The sequence below is a fragment of the Flavobacterium erigeronis genome, assembly GCF_054075165.1.
The window spans coordinates 421,641-444,069 of the sequence record NZ_JBSKGP010000004.1 but is presented as its reverse complement, the minus strand read 5'-3'; the positions used below and the strand labels follow the sequence as shown (position 1 = coordinate 444,069).

10 protein-coding genes are annotated in these 22,429 nt (G+C 35.7%); 1 reads left to right on the top strand and 9 read right to left on the bottom strand.

From position 1 onward, the window contains the following. The first annotated feature begins 160 nt into the window (after positions 1-160). A complete protein-coding gene (locus ACWA1F_RS10720) occupies positions 161-2,164 on the top strand; it encodes a protein-disulfide reductase DsbD family protein (protein WP_456893744.1) in 2,004 nt (667 codons plus the stop codon). Between the two features lie 80 nt (positions 2,165-2,244). On the opposite strand, the gene ACWA1F_RS10715 is transcribed toward ACWA1F_RS10720, so the two are convergent. The 9 genes from ACWA1F_RS10715 to ACWA1F_RS10675 all read right to left on the bottom strand — a co-directional run bounded on the left by ACWA1F_RS10715 (position 2,245) and on the right by ACWA1F_RS10675 (position 22,421). Continuing rightward, positions 2,245-3,081, bottom strand: coding sequence for a DUF6734 family protein (locus ACWA1F_RS10715; protein WP_456893743.1), 837 nt, complete (start codon positions 3,079-3,081; stop codon positions 2,245-2,247). Positions 3,082-3,085: 4 nt separating this feature from the next. Continuing rightward, positions 3,086-3,664, bottom strand: a complete 579-nt coding sequence (locus ACWA1F_RS10710) for a hypothetical protein (RefSeq protein WP_456893742.1) — start codon at positions 3,662-3,664, stop codon at positions 3,086-3,088. A gap of 2 nt (positions 3,665-3,666) precedes the next feature. Beyond that, positions 3,667-7,380 carry a tail fiber domain-containing protein gene (locus ACWA1F_RS10705; RefSeq protein ID WP_456893741.1) on the bottom strand — a complete coding sequence of 1,238 codons (3,714 nt, stop codon included), beginning with the start codon at positions 7,378-7,380 and terminating at the stop codon, positions 3,667-3,669. 145 nt (positions 7,381-7,525) lie between these two features. Beyond that, a complete protein-coding gene (locus ACWA1F_RS10700; protein ID WP_456893740.1) occupies positions 7,526-11,032 on the bottom strand; it encodes a tail fiber domain-containing protein in 3,507 nt (1,168 codons plus the stop codon). A 202-nt stretch (positions 11,033-11,234) separates the two neighbouring features. Continuing rightward, positions 11,235-12,113 (bottom strand): DUF5977 domain-containing protein, encoded by an 879-nt coding sequence (locus ACWA1F_RS10695; RefSeq protein WP_456893739.1) that lies wholly within the window; start codon positions 12,111-12,113, stop codon positions 11,235-11,237. An 11-nt stretch (positions 12,114-12,124) separates the two neighbouring features. Then, positions 12,125-12,922: a DUF5977 domain-containing protein gene (locus ACWA1F_RS10690; RefSeq protein ID WP_456893738.1), complete on the bottom strand. Its 798-nt coding sequence runs from the start codon at positions 12,920-12,922 to the stop codon at positions 12,125-12,127. Positions 12,923-13,265: 343 nt separating this feature from the next. After that, on the bottom strand, positions 13,266-13,538 hold the full coding sequence (locus tag ACWA1F_RS10685; RefSeq protein ID WP_456893737.1) for a hypothetical protein: 273 nt from the start codon (positions 13,536-13,538) through the stop codon (positions 13,266-13,268). Between the two features lie 34 nt (positions 13,539-13,572). Beyond that, positions 13,573-16,551 carry a hypothetical protein gene (locus tag ACWA1F_RS10680; protein WP_456893736.1) on the bottom strand — a complete coding sequence of 993 codons (2,979 nt, stop codon included), beginning with the start codon at positions 16,549-16,551 and terminating at the stop codon, positions 13,573-13,575. A gap of 95 nt (positions 16,552-16,646) precedes the next feature. Beyond that, on the bottom strand, positions 16,647-22,421 hold the full coding sequence (locus ACWA1F_RS10675) for a VWA domain-containing protein (protein WP_456893735.1): 5,775 nt from the start codon (positions 22,419-22,421) through the stop codon (positions 16,647-16,649). Positions 22,422-22,429: the final 8 nt, after the last annotated feature.

Genomic DNA, 22,429 nt, shown 5'->3' with positions numbered 1-22,429 from the left:
ATCCAAAATCTAAAATCAACAATCTGCAATCTAAAATTTTTAATAGTCGTCTTTCATTATTTCATTTTAGAATCTGAATTAGTAAGCCATTTTCTATGAAAGACCAAAAGAGCTGTTTTGCCGACAGCTCTTTTTTTCAACCAATCAAACCAAAAAACAAATGAGAAATACCATAATTGCATTCCTGTTATTGCTCTCGGTTTCCATGTTCGGACAAATGTATAATCCTGTAAAATGGTCGACAGCTGTAGAAAAAATTTCAGATAAAGAATATATTTTAAAAGCCCAGGCCGTCATACAATCTGGCTGGCATTTGTACGGACAATATATTGAAGAAGGCGGGCCTTCGCCAACGGCTTTTACTTTTAAAAATCAGCCTAAAAAATTCGAATTAATCGGAAAAACGACTGAAGATAAAGGACACGAAACAGTCGATAAAATCTTCGATATGAAAATTAAATATTTTGAAGATAAAGCGGTTTTTACACAGAAAATCAAATTCACTTCAGAGATTTCAAATATTGCTGCAGAAGTAGATTTCATGGTTTGCGATGACAGCAACTGCTTACCACCATCTACAGAAGAATTAACTTTTAAAATTCCGAGCGAAAAGAAATTGGCTTCCGCCGAAGAAACTCCGATCGTAAAAGAAGATTCTGTAATTACAGAAGAAAAAGCGGTTTCTGAGAAACCAGAAAAAAAATCAAATGAAATTACAGATTCGCCAAAGAAAAGCGAATCAAGAGGATTACTGACTATTTTTATTTTAGCTTTTTTATCAGGATTTGCAGCATTGCTAACACCTTGCGTTTTCCCGATGATTCCGATGACGGTAAGTTTTTTTACCAAACAAAGTAAAAGTAAAGCGGCTGGAATTAGAAACGCAATGATTTACGGATTTTCAATCGTAATTATTTACGTTTTATTGGGTTCGATCGTAACCGCAGTTTTTGGTGCCGATTCGCTAAACGCACTTTCAACAAACGTTTGGTTCAACTTAATTTTCTTTATTTTATTGGTCGTTTTTGCCTGTTCGTTTTTGGGCGCTTTCGAAATTGTTCTGCCAAGTTCATTAGCCAACAAAGTAGATTCGCAAGCCGATAGAGGAGGGCTAATTGGAATTTTCTTTATGGCATTGGCTTTAGCAATTGTATCTTTTTCGTGTACCGGACCAATCGTAGGAACTTTATTGGTTGAAGCAGCTTCAAAAGGCGGAATCGCTCCGATTGTTGGAATGTTAGGATTCTCGATTGCGATTGCATTGCCATTTTCATTATTTGCTGCTTTTCCGGGTTGGTTAAATGCACTGCCAAAATCGGGCGGATGGCTGAATACGGTAAAAGTAGTTTTAGGGTTTTTAGAACTGGCTTTGGCTTTCAAATTTTTATCCAATGCCGATTTAGTATTGCAATTGCACTGGTTAGAAAGAGAAGTTTTCCTTGCGGTTTGGATTGCCGTTTTCGGAATGCTGGCTTTTTATTTATTTGGAAAAATTACATTGCCGCATGATTCTCCGTTAAATCATATTTCAGTTGGAAGATTAGGTTTCGGATTGATCGTTTTGAGTTTCACGATTTATCTAATTCCAGGGCTTTGGGGTGCACCGTTAAAATTAATCAGCGGATTTCCACCTCCAATGCAGTACAGCGAATCTCCAAACGGACTTGGAGTTTCAGGCAATTCTGAATTGAAAATAACAGGCTCGTTGCCAGAAGGAGCAGAGCACGGTCCGCAAAATATCATCACTTTCCACGATTACAATAAAGGAATGGAATATGCTAAAAAAGTCGGAAAACCAGTTTTATTAGATTTCACTGGATATGCCTGCGTAAACTGCCGAAAAATGGAGGAACTGGTTTGGTCAGATCCGAAAGTATTAGGCGTTTTAAACAATGATTTGGTTTTGATTTCGCTTTACGTAGACGATAAAAAAGAACTTCCAAAAAGCGAACAATATGTTTCTGAAACTACTGGAAAGAAAATCAAAACCATCGGCAACAAATGGAGCGATTTACAGATAAAAACCTATAAAGCGAATGCACAGCCGTTTTATGTAATTGTTGATCATAACAGTGCCAACTTGGTTGAGCCGTCTGCTTATAATCCGAATATTGAGGAGTATTATAGTTGGCTGCAGAGTGGGGTTGGGAAGTTTGGGAAATGATTGTTTATTATGATATAAAAAGAAACCTCCAGAGTCTAAATTTGACTTTGGAGGTTGTTTTTATCTACTACATTAAAATTTTACGATTCTTTTTTATCAAATTTTAATAGTTCTTCTATTGATTGATAATAATTAGGATAAATGTTTTTTACATGTTCATTAAAACTAGTTGCAATTTCTTCTTTGTATTTATCAATTAACAAATGAAAATACCCTGTTTCAGATGCTAGTTTGTATTGTGGATCTATAATTGTACCGATAGACATTTTTAATTTATCAGCAATGAGAGCCCAAAAATACTGTTCCCAGACAACACATAATTTGTGAAGCGGAACAAGAGATTTGAACTTTTGCTCATTATTATCAATGAAGTTAAATACGGAATTGCAGAATAATTTATTGAATTCAAGATTGTTACATCCGTAAATTCCAAGATTTACGGCGTGTTTTTTATCAGAGAATCCAATCGGCAAATTTGTTCCATGATTTTCTAATAGGTCAATATATGGAACATATGTTTTATTATAATTATCCATACTGAAAGGTTCAAAGTTTTGAACATATAAATCATGGTTGAGTAATTTTTGTGAAAAAGGTTCAAACAAAATTACATCCAAATCAACATGCAAAAATGGCTCTTTCTGAATACTGTACGCTTTAATTTTTCCCAAAGCCCATGAACCTTTGTCATATTTTTCTAATTCATCAAGATCAGTTTTGATGGATTCGAAGGGCAATCCTAATTTTTCAATCCATATTTTACTTGCACTATCAGTAACCATTTCTACTCTTCCGTAATGTTTGTAGCTATTAAGAACTGATATTACCATTGATGACAACATTAGCCTTGAGCTAAACCAATTGCTAGGCTTTTTCAAGCCATCACCAGTATCCCAGTAACTGTATACAACTTTCATTGAATTATTTTATATGAATTATGATAGTGTATTGGGGGCCAGATGATGTGACTGTCGCTCTTAAACTACTGCCAGTATTGGAAAAATATCCATTTGTACTGTTATATCCTGCGTTCATATAAAAATAATTTGATGACGTTAAACCTACAGTAGGGGTATATAAATCTAGAACAAATGTTCCATTAGAGAATATAAGGTTAGTATATGAAGTGCTAAAATTGAAGCTTGCTCCACTAGCAAGAGTAGGAAGAGTAATATTGGCAACTGTAGTTCCGTTTGCTTTAACTGTCATATAAGTCGCGCTAATGGTGCGTCCTGTCTCATTCCAGATTACACCAGTATTTACTGTTCCACCTCCACTAGAACCACCTCCAGAAGAAATTGCTTTATGATTATATCCTCTCCATTCGCTCATAGAGGAAGGCGAGAGGCCATTTGGTTTAATAGTGCTATTCTGGTTAATAGCGATGTCATAGCCATTTTTCTCGGCATCATTTAATGATATTTGCAATGATGGTGAGTTTCGTTGTAATTCTGTATTGATCTGACTCATCGATATTGGTTCTGTTGATAAAATTGCCATTTTTAATTAATGTTTAAATGTTTAAGAATTAGTTTCAATTTTTCACTCTGCTCTTGAATCTGCGCCTGTTGTTTTTTAACTGCTTCAAATAATACAGCAACCGCATTTTGATATTTAACAGCTTTTGTTCCGTCTTCTCTGGTAAGAACCAATTCAGGAAAGTTTTCTTCAAGTTCTTGAGCAATAAATCCGATATTGTCTTTTTGGTCGTTATCAGTTCGATCATAAACAACTCCTCGTGAAGCTTGAATTCTTTCAATTACATTTGAAATTGGTCTGATATTTTCTTTAACTCTCGCATCAGAAAAAGCGGTAACATCTCCAGAGACAGTTAAAGAAGCTCCTGTAATTGCTCCTGAAAATGCGGAGAATGCTGCATAATTACCAGAATGTAAAATGTCATACCATCCTCCCCATGTTGTATCAATTCCTTTTCTAAGTCTAAGACCAGGTAATCCAGAACCATTTACACCGCTTTCATTTCTAAATGCTAATTGATATGAAGAGTCCCCCGTTGAAGATGTGTTGCCATCCCAAGGAGCAAAGGTCATAACTCCTCCATAATTTCCTGATCCTCCAATTGCGGCAGCATGCGCAAAATCAAAATTAACGGTTCGTGCAAATGTATTTGGTAATCGGTCAGCTAAAGTTCTTGGTCCATCTGTAAAAGTTATTCTTCTTGTTGAAGTTGAAGTTTCAGCATTTCCTCCAATGCTTAGTGAACCAGCTGTCCCAGTTAGACCAGCTCCGCTTCCACTAAAGTTATTAGCAATTACTGTTCCTGTGCTTGATTGAATTTTTACAGCATCACAGGAAAATGCATAAGTCGAAGCATTACCAGTCATTGGATTTGTTCCTTGACTAACTCCCCAAAGGATTGGATAAGCCGCAACATCAGTTCTATTAGCTAACAAATCGACATATCTTGAAGAACCTCCAGCACTTCCTGTAATATTTATGCCCCAGTTTCCATTGGCACCTGTTCCTGTTAAAGTTGGTGAATATGAATTGTAATTACCCTCATGCAATAGTCGTCTCCATGGCGTAAAAGTTGTTCCATTTGAGCTCCATCCTCTAAACCATAATGAATCATTATTATGGCCTCCAGCTATTTGCAACCCTGTATCGATACCTTTAGCAACAATTAAGTTGTTGTAAGATGAGCCAGGACCATTTGTTCCTGTTGAATTAACATTGTAAAAGCCTGAAGTAAGAGCAATATTATAATTAAGATCTGATCTTGTTCCGTCTTGATGAGGAACTTTATCAGTATTATTAATTGGAATTATAATATTTGCAGAACCATCAAATGAAATACCGTTAATTGTTCTCGCTGTTTGTAATTTAGTAGCTGTAGCAGCATTTCCTCCAATACTGAATGTTTGCGAGATGCCTGTTAAACCTGAACCATTTCCGGTAATTGTTCCTGATGTCCAAATTCCGTCACCAATTGCAGATTTAGCTACTCCATTATTGCACCACACCATTTGATGTCCGCCAGCCATAGTTCCTTCTGATGGATTATTGGTGTGTTTATATGCAAGGCCATATAAAGTGCCAAAAGTTGAACCATCAATAGAGCTTCTATAAGCCGTTCCAATAGACCAAATTGATTGCGTTTTTGTAGAATCGTAAGTTCCAAAAATTCCTTCTGAGCGATCAGTTCCAGGAAATATAATATCTCCGCTCATCGTTCCGCCAGCTAACGGCAATTTTGTTGAATCGGCTATAGTAATGTTTGCAGAACCATTAAACGACACTCCATTAATTGTTCTTGCAGTTTGAAGAATAGTTGCTGTTGAAGCGTTCCCTGTTAAAGCTCCTGAAAAAGCTGGTGCCGTAACTGTACCTGTAAAGATAGGAGAGGCTAGAGGAGCTTTTAAAGCATCATTTCCATTTAATTTATTAATAGCTGTTAAAATAGAATCGGTTGCGACAATAGTCCCCGCTGTTGAAGTATAGCCAGTCAGTACCGAAGCAATTGATCTTGCATTTGAAAAATATAAGTTGCCAGATTCAGGAACATTGGCCGTAGTTAAAACCTGCCAAGTTTTATCTCCTCTCCAATATTGAGAAGTTGTACCCGCAGCAATACTATTTTCTTTTGTTGAATCAGCAATCGTAATGTTTGCAGAACCATCAAAAGAAACTCCATTGATTGTTCTAGGACTTGTTAATTTCGTAGCAGACAAAACATTTTTAGCAGTATCGGCAGTATTATCCACACTTCCAAGACCGACATCAGATTTAGCCAATGTTACAACGCCAGTTTTCCCCGCAACGCTATCTACCGCACCACTTGTAATGTAAACATATACTGATCCTCCCCAACGATAGGTTTTGTTGGTGTCTTTTGCAATATAAATTTTACCAGTTTCGCCAGTTGTTGGAAAACTAGCCAAATTTGTAAATTCCAAAACATCATCTACATAACTTGGCAGTTGTGATGTTAGAATAATACCGCTGGCATCAAGTGTAGCCACTCCATTAGCGGCACCTTTTTCGCTAGAAGCAATTCTTGGAGTTGAATCTGTAGCACTGATTGTGATATTTGCAGAGCCGTCAAAAGCAACTCCATTGATAGTTCTGGAGGTTGTCAGTTTGGTTGCAGATAAAACATTTTTAGTGGCATCAGAAGTATTATCTGCGTTAGGCAAACCAACAGCAGTTTTGTCTAGCGTCTGCCAGCTTTTATCACCTCTAAAATATTGACTTGTAGTGCCTGAGGCAATGTTTGCTTGTTTTGAGTTTAGCTGTGTCTGAATACTAGATGTGGCATCATTAAAAGTATTTTGATTGGCCGTTTGAAATTTTCTCGATGCAGTTTCACTAATTTGATCGGCTGTATAATCTCCTGTTTGAGAGGCAACAGCTCCGTTACGGCCAAAAACAGTCGTAACAGCATTTGGCGGAGTCAGCAATTCTTGCCAATCGCTTATTAATGTTGGATTTGTTCCTTTTAAGACATAAGATTTATTTACATCGCTTCTAATTGCCATATCTCCTGTTTCTGCAATTAATGCTAACATGGCAGTTTGGGAAGCGGCTACGAAAGTATTTTTAATTGCAATTGAAGGCAATTGAGCAGCGATAAGTTTTCCGTCTGCTCCTAGTCCTGCATAACCATTAACTGCATTTTTGTTTGCAGTATTTTCAGGAGTAAATCCGAGAGCAGATTGTTTTGCATTCCAAGTGGCTTTTTCAGCATCAGAAACAAAACGATTATTAGCATCTTGTGCGATTATGCTCGGAGCATGAGTTGTTGGATGTGTGTAGTTTACAAGTGTCCCCAGACGCGTAATTTCTGAATCAGAAAGAAGGCTTTTTCCTGCTGCCTTATCAACTTTATTGTTTTGCAGCACTTTCCCCATTTCTGCAGATAATGCTTTTGTAGCTCCACCAGTTGTAAGGTCATTTACCAAAATATTATTTAGCGACGCTTGGATTGCTTCGATAGCATCTACTAATTCCTGAACGGTATTTAAGTTTGCATTATCAGAAGCAAGTAAAGCATTAATATTGTCAATAAGACCTTTTAAGATTTTACCTTGTCTGGCATCCAGAGATTTGCCTTCTAGGGTATAATCCAATGCATTGTAACTGATATTTTTAATATTGCTAAACTCTAATTCGCCATTGGAGTTTGTAATTAAAATTTGATCAGAACTGTTCGTTTCTAGGTCGGATACTTTTATCCTATTATGATTTGTATTCATATGAATTGATTAAATTATTTAGTTTTTACTGGTTTTAGAAAAAATAGAAATAAGTAGAAGCTTTTGTATTGAAAGCAAAATAGACAGTTCTAGATAGGTTTCTCTATGAATTATAGACAGTAAAGCATAAGGAGAATTTAAAGTTCTATTCGCCAATTTTAGCTAATAAATAATCTATCTGAGCTTGCTGTTCTTTTATAGCTTCCACTAAAAGAGGAACTAGTTTAGCATAGTTAACAGTTAAATAGTTTTCACCAGATTTAGAAATTTCCTCTCCTTCTTCTGTAACTTTTCTATCAAATGGAGCAGTAGTAACAACTTCAGGCAAAATGGCTTGTACTTCTTGTGCAGAAAGTCCGATTTGCAAATCAGTAGATTTATAACCAAAGCTTTTCGCCAAACGATTGTTCTTATAATAAAAACCATTTAAAGTTTTAACTTTATCAATAGCATTGGTAATATTGCCTTTTCTCGTTTTTAATCGTTCATCAGAATAGTAAGCAGTTATATCTCCAGTTGCAACAATACTATTATTAACCAAAAGTTGTTTATTGCCATAAATTTCTACGTTAGTTGAGTTTTGCATCCAAATTCCTCCGCCATAAGTAGAACTGTACCAACCTGATTGTCCTCCAGATCTGAACCACCCATCGCATGAAAATGAGTTTGCAACTCCTGCATCATACCCAGCAGCAAATCTTGATCCGGTAACAGCTCCTGAAGTCCAAATACCAGTACCAATAGCTGTTTTAGTAGTTCCAGCTTCCATAACTAATAGTTGATGGCTAAGTCCAGCGATTGACTGACCTCCAACATTAGAATGCGTCCAAGCTAATCCGTAGCAGTTGTTAGTGGCAGTTCCATCTGCAGATAATTTATAGGCATCACCCATAGCATAAACTCCCTGATAACGTGTTGAAGAATAAACACCAACAACACCATTACCATAGTTGTCATCAATATAAAGGTTACCATTTGCTCGATCTGTTCTATCAGAAATTCTTGCAGAGTCGACTCTAAGACCGTAAGTATTAGCGCCATTCCATCCCATTAGAGATGGGTAAGTAGAAGACCAAGGAATTTGAGCATTGACATTATTTACAGAAGTGCCTGAAGGAGATACAGATGCCGAAGCGTCAAAAATAGTATGGCCAGCGCCATAATTATTCCAGTTCATCTGGTTGGCTATTGTTGCAGTGCTGGCATTTCCAGATAATGGCCCAACAAATGTTGATCCAGTAAAGACACCATTTGCGCTAATACTAGCAATATTGTTGTTAGCCAAGCGAAATATCCATCCTCGATTTGAAACTCCCTCCATAGTAAAATAGGTTGCCCAATCTCCACTTACAGATCCATGCCCGCCATAATTTGATGTTGTAGCAAACATTAAACCGTATGAAGGTCTTCCATTTACGGCACCAGCATATAAAGAAAGACCTTGTCCGTCTCCTGTCGTTTGAGCTACACCTAATGCGGTACTTGTAGTTAATCCTGATGTAATGAAATTTCCATTGTTAGCGAAGATGAATTGTGATCCCGCATTTGTTGCATTTCCAAAATGGATTCCAATTGAATCTGTGCCATATTGACCAGCACCGCCTTGAAAAAAACTAAGGCCATACTGATCTGAATCTCCAAAAGACCAAATTCTGTTTCTTGTATTTGTGGCATAATTGGCAGTTTGGAAACCTGAACCAGAAGATACTATACCGGAAAATGCTGAATAGTTTTTGTAAGTATTCGTATTTATTGCCGGATAGACCGTTGTGTTTAATGTTTGATTTGGAACTGATGAATCATTTGTGATTGTCCATCCATTATTCCAATCAGCTTCCCTATATCCACCAACAACATCAAAAACTGCAGCACCAGAATAGCTTCCACCTGATAGCCATACATAAGCTTTTCCGTCAGAATCTTTCCCCATAATTACATTTAGAGGGCTAGTTCCACATATCATGACCGCTTTTGGAGAATACCAATTATCAATAGTTTCGTATAAATAACCAGAAAATTGAATGTCATAGGCTTCATATGATTGATATAATCTAACCGTAAACGATACCATTTTTGCAGAATTTGCTGCGAATGGCAGTTTTACTTTTAAGCCACTTACTGTACCACCCGTTAGGAAGTATGTTGCAACTGGCGTACCACTATCTTTGTTAGAAGAAATTACAGACGAAGTTGTTGCTAATCCTAAAGTATTTATAAAATTTTCAGGAGTATAATATCTTAAATATTGATCATTAGATGCAAAAATTCTGTTTATTGGAGTAGCTCCGCTATCACCAGAAATGGTATTGATCCATCCCGCTTGGATATAGCCATTTTCATCTGTTCTGACAATCTTATTTGCCTCATTATTTCTTGACGAATGAACTGCTAATCCACCCGCGGTATTTGCATTTCCAGTTACATTGATATTCCATGTGCCCGAAGCTCCTGAACCTGTAGTAGACACTTTCGAATTTAATTGTGTCTGAATCGAACTTGTAGCATCATTAAAAGTTTGTTGAGTTGCAGTTTGAAATTTTCGAGAAGCTGTTTCAGTAATTTGATCAGCATTGTAGTCGCCAGCTTGAGCAGTAACGGCACCATTTCTTCCAAAAACTTTTGTTACCTCGCTCGTTGGCGTTAGTAATTCCTGCCAGTCAGTTAAAAGAGCTGAATTGGAGCCTTTTAAAATAAAAGATTTGCTCAAATCGGTTCTTACTGCGATATCTCCCGTTTCTGCAGTTAATGCTAACATAGCCGCCTCTGAAGCAATAACGAAAGTGTCATTTACGGTAATTGCAGGGAGTTGAGAAGAAATTAGTTTTCCATCTGCTCCTAAACCAGCATAACCATTGGCAATATTTTTATTCGAAGTATTTTCAGGAGTAAATCCCAAAGCACCTTGTTTCGCGTTCCAATTTGCTTTTTCAGTATCCGAAACAAATCGGTTTTCTGAATCTTGTGCAATAATATTTGGAGCGTGAGTAGAAGGATGCACATAATTTGATAGTGTTGCCAAACGAGTAATCTCAATATCAGAAATTAAGCTTTTTCCAGTAACTTTATCGACTTTATTGGTTTGCAAAGTTTTTCCCATTTCAGCCGATAAAGCTTTTGTAGTGCCTCCAGTACTTAAATCATTTACGACTATTGTGCTTAGAGAACTGCGGACCACTTCAATCTCATCTCCTAATTTTTGGAGTGTATTTAAATCGACATTGTCTGAAGCAAGCAGTTCGTTTGCATCATCAATTAAATCTTTTAAGATTTTTCCTTGTCTAGCGTCTAAAATTTTGCCAGGAGCAATATAATCAAGAGAATTATAAATACTTGTTTGAATGCTATGTATATCTGTAGATAAGGTACTTAAAGAACTGTGGACCACTTCAATCGCATCTCCGAGTTTTTGGAGTGTATTTAAATCGATGTTGTCAGAAGCAAGCAAATCGTTTGCATGATCAATTAAATCTTTTAAAACTTTTCCTTGCCTTGCATCTAGGGCTTTACCTGGAACAATGTAATCAAGGGAGTTATAGCTGATATCGTTTATACTACTAAATTCTAATTCACCATTGGTATTGGTCATTAAAATTTTGTTTGGGTCATTTTTTTCTAAGTCGGCGACTTTTATTCTGTTGTGATTAGTATCCATTTTTGTTTATTTATAATTGCTACGTATTTGAAGCATTTCTTTGGAAATGACATACACGTAAATCCAAATTCTACATTCTTTTTTTGACTAAAGATTATTTGATGGCCAATTTTAAAAAGAATTGTTCTGTAGAATTTGGATTAAATACTTGTAGCGTTTTTAAAAGAAGAAGCTATTTTATTACTTTAATTGGCGCTCAATTTTAATTATCATTATGATTTGCCTCTTTATAGTTGTGAGTTAAAATTCCATTTGCGAAATAGGTGTGAAATGGATTTAAAGTCATTGGATAAATATTTCGTTTTTCTAAATTGACTACTACTGAGGTCACCGGAATAATTTCTTGATCTATTTTATATAAATTATCGCCAACCAAAATTTCTCCTAGAGGAATAAACCTCCAATATCCGTTTCGCTGAATTAATTGTAGGTGGGTAGGAGTAGCCTCTAACAACCCTTCATTAACAATAATTGTTTTATCGGCAACTTGTTTTGCAATTTTTGTAATAGGTGATATAATTCTGTTTTCAGATAAACATTCACATGACCATTTGTATAATTCGTCAGGAATATTGGTATCGTTAAGCGTTTCAATTTCGGTAGAAAGCAATAATTGGTCAAGCGTAAGTTTTTCAATTGCTTTTCTTGTTCCGTCAGGTAATGTTATTAGCGTGCCTTCAACAAAACATCCGGTACCTCCGCCTCCGCCTCCGCCAGAGGTTGGAGTGACTTCGCATGTTCCTGCAATATTTGCATGAGACTGTACATTTGTTGCTAACCACACGTCTGCTTGTGCATTGGCATCTGCAAGACTTACGGTAGAAACAAATTGATTTGTAAGAGCAGTAAGTGTAACGGTGCTTCCGCTGTATCCCGATCCACAATCGTTCTTTTTCGCGCTTAATCTTTTTTCTACACTATAATATCTTATACTAGGAGCACATGTTGTAGTGTCTAAAACAGGTGCGATATAATCAGGATCTGTAACTACATTTGGTTTAGTTGGCTGTCCTGTTGGGCTTCCGTCATCAACATAATATAATTCGAGTGCCCCAAAAGATTTGTATCCTGTATTTCCCATATTTTTTGTTTTTAATATTTAATTACGATTTTTCCTGTAGACGAGTCTTTGATGTAGGTAACGTATCCAAGATTAGTAACGGCTTCAATGTTTTTAGCCAAATTGGTTCCTTGGATTGGTACTTTTTTAGAAAAGTTCTTTCGATCAACTAGAGTTCCGCCAACATTAATGATGTCATAACCTGATTTTTGCATTGTGCCGCCGAGATACGTAACTATTTCGACATCTATATTTCCTGTTTCGACAGTTCTATACCATGAACCAGCCATTCTTATCTGAACAGTACTTAAAGTAGGGTAGTCTGTTGTTATTTTACTGAAATTAACAAGACAGGCTTCAACACCATTTGCTTGCGTATTATCACCCGCCCACATGATGTAAGAATCTGCAGCTAGGGCATTTTGTGGAATTTCGTTATTAAATCCGTGACCCCAACCCATCCATTTATTATCTAAGATGGTTCCTGAATTAATGATTCCGGTATAAGTGTCAAAATCTTGTCCTGCTCCTAATGCCCATTTGTATCTAATAACCATGTAGTTAAAAGGGGATAAGTTTACATCAGGTTCAACAACACAAGACGGATTCACTCCTCTCCAGGCTGTAATTCTGCACGAACCTACGTTATTCGCATAGGCCTGAACATTTGCAGCTAACCATGCATCAGCTTTTGCATTGGCATCTTCAACACTTATTGTTGATACAAATAGGTTTGCATTGGCAGTAAGTGTAACGGAAGTTCCCATGACTCCGGCAGCGCAATCATTTTTTGCCGCAGTCAATGACTTGGCTATATTGTAATATTCCATACTTTGTTTATAATTGATTATGATTTGTCTCAACTTAGCGAAAGACTGCTTTAAGCAAAAACTAAGTTTGATGAGGTGAAAAGCTATTGTATGCGCTTTTTGATTTCACCTTTTTGAAGTGCTATTTATTTTATCGCTGAAAAATTGAATTTTATAAAAAAGCAATAATTTAAATGAAGCAGATTGTCTGGAAGTAAATAGACGAAGACTGCCAATAGGAAGTATGAACTTGATTTGTACAAATTCAAAAGCTGTAAAGCCCAAATAAAAGTTAATAGGAACCACGTCAGAGACTGGTAAACTTGTGGTTCCTAAATAACTATCTAAAAATTATGATCAAGAATTATTCTTGTTCTTGCTTTACAATTTCGCCAGTTTCAATGTTCACGCGAATGTCTCCGTATTCTTCTTTAATTGCTTTTTCCAATTCATTGAAGTTTTGCTGTTGAACAGCAATCTGGCTTAAAATATCTGCTTTTTGAAACTCGTATTGAATAGACAATTCTCCCAATGATAATCTTGCCTTATCCATAAAGACATTAAAATCTTGCAATTTCTTTAATTGTTCTGCTTTGATTGTTTTTGCTTCTTCTTTGTTGATTTTTGTATTTTCCATTTTTATTATTGTTTTTTATTTTGACTTTTAATGTTTAATTATAAACTCGAATTTCTACAAATATTGACATACTATCGGTTGCGCTTCCGCCATTTTGAACTCTAAATTCTATGGTGTCAACGCTTTGAACACCAACAGACAATGTTCCTCCAGCACTATAAATAACGCCGTTTGCAAATGATCCAAGACATACAGTTTTTAAAGTATTAAATGTACCTGCTAAAGTCATTGCATAATAACCAGCACTAATTCTTGAAAAAGTTGGAACACCTCCTAAAGTGTTTTCTAATATTAATGCAGTTGGAGGATTTGTTCCGGATTGTGTCAATTTGGCTGTATAGACTTTATAGGGTAACGCTTGAGGAGAAGATGTTGTTACAGACCCATCTGCCATTAAGTATTGTGAGCTTGTACCGCCAGACTTTTTATACGAATTGGCAGTGATATCTCCTTCTTTATTTAGTCGAAATGTTGAAGTTCCATTATTTATTGATTCAATAGCAAATCCTGTTGATGCTGGACCGGCAGCCAATACAAGATTTCGTCCTACTGTATCATTTTGAATTGAATTAATACATGTACTGCCGAGTCCGGAGTTTGTAAGTTTTATAAGAGGTATAGATCCTCTTGTTGAGGTCATAGATATCATACCTAAATCTGTGCTGCTACTATTAAAAGTCTTAATCCCTGTTATAGTTTGATGAGTTGTTTTATCAACATAATTATCCAGTTCAGATGCTTTTGCATATTGAACATCTTCTAGATAAGTTGTTTTTATGACTTTCCCTACGGAATCAGTTGTAAGAACATTTTTAGAGATTGAACCACTTACTTTAATGATACTATATAGTTGACCTACAAGAATCTCATTTAAGTTTAAAATGACAAGGCCTGTGATTGAATATTCAAATCCAGAGGCATAGATAATCGGAGTTCCTCCTCCAAAAGGGACTCTGTATACAACATTAAGATAATGGAACAAAATGTCACCATTAGAAAATGAAAGTAATCTTCTAAATGAGTAATTACCACTTAGATATACTGTTTTAGATCCCCCGCTAGGTGGAATTTTATAAAGAGTCATACTATCATTGTAGCCATCTGCGACTATAATATCTCCGTTTGGGAGCTCAGTAATTGATCTAAGTGCAGTAAATCCGGTGGCAAATACAGTTGACGTTCCGCCTCCAAAAGGGACCTTATAAACGGTAGTGTTAAAAACTCCTAAAAAGTCACCATTTGCAAGTATAACTATATCATCATACTTTCTTTCACTTGAATAAACAACTTTGCTTCCTCCTCCAAATGGTATTTTTTCAACATTAGTTCCATTTGAATTAGAAAGTAAAACATCTCCATTAGGGAAAGACTTCATATAAGAAGTAGAGTTGTATGATGTCACATTATATGATGAGGGAGTACCTCCACTCGATGGAGTTATGCTAACATTGTAAGGAGCTCTTGCTGATTGAGTTAACAAATCGCCATTTGGAAGTCTACATAGATTATAATCATTATCAAGTCCTGTAGAATACGGGGCGCTATTTATAAAAGTAGGTAATTTACTTAACACAAATCCACTGTTACCATTTGTTCCACTATCAATAACTAACTCTCCAGTTTTGGTTTCGGTAGCATATCCTGTTTTATGTAAAACATTATCTAAGTCACCACCGCTTGCACCAATCTTCTTCTCAACCCCATCACTACCCATTACATACATATCAGTATTAGTACCGTCTTTTTTGGCATATAATTTAGCATGATCTGCTATTGCAGTTGGAGTAGTAGAACCCGCTAAAGTCAAGAATCCATCCGTAATATCAGCTTTTTCGTTTAAGGTTGTAAATGAAGTTCCAGATACGTTTCCATCGTGTGTGATAAATGCTTTTTCTTGTGTTTCTTTTTGAATGCTAATCGCCTTTCTGTTGACATTTGGAGTGCTAGTATCAAAAGTTGAAGTGGTAGCATTAGAACTTGAGTTTTGAATTAATTTTAAACAGTTCGCACTATTATTTTTCTCAATTGTTAAAACATCATTTGCCGAAGTATTGTGTGTTAACTTTAAGGCACCATCTTTAGTTTCATTGCCAGTGGTATGAATTACAATTGCGTCTTCAGCGTAAACTTTATCATCAAAAGAACCGTCTCCTTTTACAAATTTTTCAGCTGTTCCGCCTTCGGTAACAAATTTTTTAGCTGTTACAATTCCCTCCGCATCAATTTTGGCTTTTACAACATTATCTTTCGATACTTGCAAAGGATCTCCTGTTGCGGTTGAAGAAGAATTTACTTGTAAACCTGCTCCAGCTCCAGTGTTTGATACTTTAACACCAGTTCCTGTTGCTGTATTTTGAACCGCAATACCGCTTCCGGCACCGCTAACTGTTACATCCAATACTTTTGCGGCAGCATCGGCACCGCTGTTTGTTAATACAATTCCGCTTGTTGAGGTAGGAGTTGTGTTGTTAAAAGTCAGGATTCCGTTTTTAGTCTCATTTCCTGAAGTATGTAAAAAACTTGTAAAGTCAATTTGTTCGCCAGTACCGCCTCCTGGATTTGGAGTTAAATTTTTATACCAATAATCGACTTCAATATTTCTATTATCAATGTTTCCCGAAAAAGTAATTTTGGCCATTTCGTAATTGATGATGTAATCTCCATCATTTCCTTTGCCTTCTTTCTCAAGCAATAATTGTCCATTTTTAAATACTTTAACACTAAAATTAACTGGTGCATATTGTAAATTAATGGTATTGCCAACAAAATTGTCAAAATGCTCTTTAAGAGGCATGTAGCTATTTCCTGTAATGATACCGATATTTTGTAAACCTGCGCGTAAAAGAGCAGGAGTTACATAATGCTGGTCATCGGTTCCTGTTTCGACCATTTGAAAATCGGCTTTGTCTTCGTCAATATGAACGAAACTTTTAAATACCTCTTGGAAATCTTCGTGTGACGGAATATCTCCTTTTTCGAATTTGTAGCCAATGTTAGTTCTGTCTGTTGCCATGTTGTTTGAAATTTATTTTCTTTCTGTAAATATTATTTTTGATTAGCTTGATTTTGAATCCCAACAAATAATTTCGTTGGGATTCATTTTAGAATTTATAGGGTTAGAATTTTTTCTTCACTACTAAACATGCCTGAAGAGTTTTCAGCAAGCACTTTGAAATGATGGTAGATTCTTTCATCATCAGCATTTTTAATAGTTAATTCATCGGTTTCCAATTTGGTCTCCAGTAAAGCCAATGTCACTGTGTTTTCATTAGAAATTTTCTCTTGAATCTTATCCCAGTTTCCTTGATTATTCATTTTATACAAATGATATTTACCATTATGGACCGTTTTCTCCCAATTGAATACAATTGGTTTCAATACAGATTCATTTTCTCCAGTTGGAACGCCAGTAGCTGTTAATTCTGGAGATTCTGGAGCTCTATTATCAGCAATTATTGTAGCAGTAATTTTTGATGGTTGAGACGGCGTATAATCTATATTGATAATTGGGTTAAGATCGGTTGAGCTAGGATCAGCGTATTCAATTTCTCTTGAAACCGTAATTCTATAGAAAAGACCATCACCAAAAGGAACGCTTTCTAAATCTTCAAATTCATCATAAACCGTCCAAACACTATTAAAATCAGTAGATAAGGTGTCTTCATTAATCAGAATTTCTTTGACAGGAGTCATTGTTCTAATCGATTGTGCATCAAGCATATTTTTTGCACGATAGATATTTATTTTTCTGATGTTGTATTCTGGTTTGTAAGCATTTAATTCAATTTGAATAGAAGGCTTGATTCCTAAAACCTGATTTTCTAAAACAGGCATAATTCGCTTAATTTCTGGTGTTTGTGGCGGACTTGAAGGAACTAGTTTCACAGGTCCTAAGAAAGTGCTAAACTCACTGAAATTCATTTTGATATCCATTTCACGAACACCATAGAAATAAATGTTTTGTGAATTACCGTCTAGATTAAAATCTGTAAACTGCGTTCTAAATTCTGCTGCATTTGTGATTTTCATCATTGGAGCAATGTCTAAATCAGGATGCGGATATTTTAAAACATTACCATTCTTGTCTTTGATGGTTTGCTTTTTATTAACCGGCACATAGTCATTATCATTAATATATTCGTAAATGACAGGTACTTCAGTAAGTGGTACAAAAGTGGCATGAATGACTTGTTCTATAAAGTGTATTGCTAATAAATCTTCTTCAATTCCCCCTGTCTTAGGAATAATAACTTGATTAAGAGCTGTTAAAGTGGTTACGTCTGGAACACTTTGATTTTGTGATGTATTATGCCATTTAATAAATTCATTAATTTCATCTCTCAGTAATTTGCTGTCAGGAACTGGAAAATGATAATTTTCTTCAGAAACAGATTCAGGAGGATAAGCTTCGTAATTAGCTTTATTCTGTAATCCGTTAAAGTCTAAGAAATTTTGCCATCTATTAGTAAAATACGCTTCATTATTTCCGCCAAGTTTACTAAGCTCTTCACGAATTGCGGCAATTGTTGCGGTCTCGTATAAAGCACTTAATAAAGCTTGATCATTTGCCCTGTAATGCAGCATTCCGTAAGGTTTGTGCGTGTATCTAGTTGTGAACGTGTATGTTGATCTGTTGAAAAAGTCAGGTCTAGTGGCATACAAAGCTCCTTTTACATCCTCAGGTTTTACAGGTTTTTCAATTCTGACCGCATACATTGGAGTTGGCGCACTAATTTTAGAATCATAATCGTAACCATTCGAATGGCTGCTAATTCCGAAAATTGAATAATGGGTATTTTCTCCTTCTCTTGGCTGAATGTTTGCAGCTGTAATTCCGTTTGAAGGATCAGAAAAAAGATATACTTTGTAACTTGGATAATAGTTTACTTTTTGCTCTTTTGGGTTGTGGTTTGCATCCTCTTCAAGAATAATATGATCATAAGTCGGATCCATTTCTTGGGTTCCGTCTTTTTTAATTTTAAAATTAGGATCATTGACAATTAACACTAAATCCTGGTCAGTTCCGATATTGTCTGCACGAACAACTTTAAATTCTTTTCTAGATTTTACAGGAATAGGATTAGAGCCTTCAAAACAGCTTGTAGTAAATAAACGTACAGTACCGTTCATCCATTCAACCGAATGTTGGTTGCCATTATTGAATTGTGGATGCTGAGCTAATTTTAACCCTTTGAAAGTAAGCTGATACAAACCAAAATGTTTTTTCTCTGTCGTTGGAAGCGGAATTGGGTTTCCGTCTTTATCTAATACATATTCTCCATTGGCATCTACTTGATAAGCTTGCTCTAGAACTTTTTTAATTTCTACTTTATCATTCCAAATTCCTCTAGTTTTTTCTACTTGTAAAGTGTCATTTCCTGGACTGTCTTTTTGTGAAACAATTTCTCTATTTACAGTTTTTAAGGCTTGCGGTATTTGAACCTGAAAACCAATTGGACTTGGCTGGCGCCAGTTTGCAGGCGTTAGCATATTTTCAACTAAAGAACATAATTCGTTAACTGGTTTTTTGATTTGCTTAATCTGTTCAGAATCAATTGTTGCATTCCCATCAGAAAGGCTTTGACCTACTTCTTTTTTAAGTACTTCAACATCTGCATATCCAAACTTTCCTGCTGTAGTAACAACATTAATATTCTGAATGATATAGTTTTCCTCACCAACTGTTAAAATACCTCCGATAAATCTATCTTTATTAGCATTGGTTAAATTGATTTTAATGTCTTCGCCGCTACTTAGAATTTTGTATTCGTTAATTCTAATAATTGATGTAAGTTCATTTGAAGGACTATCAGTAATGTTTGCAATTTTTGCATGTTCAATCTGAGGAAGACTATCTCTAAAATAAACTTTAAAATAATCAGCAAACAGCTCTTCGTTATCTGGATAGATTTTATCAGAAAGTAAGGCGTCCTCTTTAGTCATTCCATCTGGAATACTGTAACTTAATAATTCCTGAGCAGAATAATATTCAAAAAGAAGTCGGATGTAAGTTTTATCAGTTATTGCATTATTGTCTAAAAGCGTTTTCAGTTTAACCTGCTCATTCATCGAAGTAAACATCAACGGATTTTCTTCTGTAATTAATAAAGAATTAATTCCAGTTGGAGGCATTAGCGTATTATTCGGTTTAATATGAGAAGTAATCTCTAACTGTCTCCCAGAAGTCGCTCTCGAGAAAATATTAATACCATAACCTTGATATACATAGGTTTGCAAACCTGTTTTTTCTTGGCGAACATTCAAAAAAGATTTTCCGGACTCAGGAATAATAATTGGTGAAGGTTCAAAAGAAGCATCGGCTAAATCTTTGGTAACGTTGGAATAAGCTGTGTCACAGGCTAATTCTGGTTTTTGCCAATTCAACTCACCTTTAAATTTATAATCAACTCCAGCATAGATAGGGAATGTAAAAGAACTTCCGTCAAATTCGTCTGCAGAATCAAAAAAAGAAGTATTTACACTATAATCTGCAACGTCATTCATAAACAAACTCACATACCTTTTCTTTCCATCAAAACTATAGCCGTTAGGATCTGTAATTTTTGCTGATTGATCGTCTTCATCTGAACCTGCGTTAAGGCCAGGTAAATATTTACTCAATTGTACAGGAAGAGGCAAACGTTCTGTGTTTACAGAAGTTGGAATACTCATCGAAAGGTGCTGTACTTCTTTTGGAGTTGTGCCTCCTTCTAAATTTTTAAAAGTAACGTACTCTGTCAGATAGATATATTCACCAGAAAGAACCGTTTGATCAATATCAATGCATCCTAAACCTAACATTCTGGCAATATGATAATCATTTGCAGCAATGTTCAATAAATCAAGATTCGATATTTCAGTTGTATTTTCTTCAAATTTTGCTTCATCTCCAGGTGCAGGTTCGTTGGCAGGAATATTATCTTGAAATTTGATAGTTTCTACTGCAGTCGGATTTGTACCGTCAAGACTCAATTGGATGTAACTTTCAACAACTTGTTTGATGTTTTTATCATCCTCACCTTTAGGGAGGCTCCATTTATTTTTATAGTTGTTTACGTTGACGTATTCTCCATCATTAAATTTTAACCATTTTCCGTGAACAGCATTTAGTTTTGGTTCTAATTGTTCAAATGCTTTACTGTCAGTAGTCGTTAAAGCATATTTTCCTTTTAAATCCCAATTTCCACTTGTATTTGCATTTTGGATAAAATCACCATAAAATTCAAAATTGATTTCGCTTAACAAACATTTATTTGCTTTAAAGCGAAGGCTTCTTCCGTTTTCAGCAACAACACGAATAGCATTAACCTGTGCAGAAGAATAGGATTTACGATTTGTAACTCTTTTTGATGCAGCAATGCTGTTTTCAGCTACAGATAATGTTTCTAATTTAACAGTGCCTGAGATATCTGCAGCATTAAATTTAAGTTCTGCAGCAAAAAACAATTCGGTTTTGTTTTCAATCTCAATGATTTCGTTTCCATAAGCTTGAATAAAACCAGATGGATCTGTCATCGGATTAATGCTAGCTCTTGTTAAAAGATATTTTGCTTTGTTTTTGAAATAAACATAGATTGATCTTTGCAGAGCAGGAGTTTTATAAACCCATAATGCTTTATTGTTATCTACAGACTGAGGTTTTTTCGTTAAATCTAATTTATAGGCGACTTTAGCATAAGGCGCTCTGTACAGTTTTACGAAATCGTCTGGTTTGTTAAAATTAAGATTACCGCCTTTATATAAATCTCCTTTTGGAAGGTGGTTTGCTCCCAATTCTCCAGCCAAAAGCCAACGAAGATGAATACCTTTTGTACTATCAATACCTTTAGAACCTGCCGCTGCGATCTGCAAACTTGTAGATTGCAAAGCAGTTTTGCTAGAATTAATATCAACAATATAAACCTCTTTGGTTACAGTAAAACTGATTTTAAAATTGTTAGGATTTAAAACACCTGGTAAAACAATTAAAGCATTGTGGCTTTCCATTGCAGAAGGCGTTCCGTCAATTCGGATTTTTGCTTCTACGCTCGCCAAACCAGAAATAACAACGGTTTCTTCAAGTCTGAAAATCAATCCGCCAAGATTACTTGCATTGTGAATTCGTATTCCCGCTGGCAAAGTAATAGGAACGCGGCTTTTGTTTCTTAGAACCAAAGTTCCTGCACTTTCGTGTACGGCAAGACCTTTCTTTAAAACAGGATAAACCAATTTATTTTGAATAATGCTCACATTAGGCAAACATCCAATTTGCGCCCCTGATAAATCACTACTTAACTTATTTAATTCTGCTCCTAAAGTGCTAAAATCAGGAACTCTGATATAGTCTGTATTTAGCATAGAAAGACCGCTGTTTTTTAGCACAGGCGTTTTTCCTAAAAAGTTAGTAATTGGTGTTACCAACTCGGTAGCATTGTTTACGGTGCTTGTGACACCGTAAACAAAAATATGTGATTTATCATCCAGATTTTGATATAAATTTTTCAGCAAATCGGTATCATTGACCTGAAAACCATCTGTAACAACTACGACAACGTCTGGAATTACGGTCAAATTATTCACCACTTCTAAACCAGAAGCCCAGTGATCAGATTGAGGATCGGCCGATCTTGAACCAAAACCGTTAATCCAACTTAAAAAACTCGAAGTATTTCCCGAAATTCTTTTTTGAATAACATGCTCTGATCTTGAATTGCTGTCGCTGCTAGACATTCCGATTAACGAAAGTGTAATTTTGCTTTGAGCTTGAGAATTGATAAATGAAGTCAGCCCATCTCGTATTTGCTGCGCTTCATTGCCATTTATCGAACCCGACTCATCGACAACGATAGCGATGTACGTTTCGCAACCTGAGGATTGGCTTTCTTGAAGATTTATAGAACTCATTTTTATTG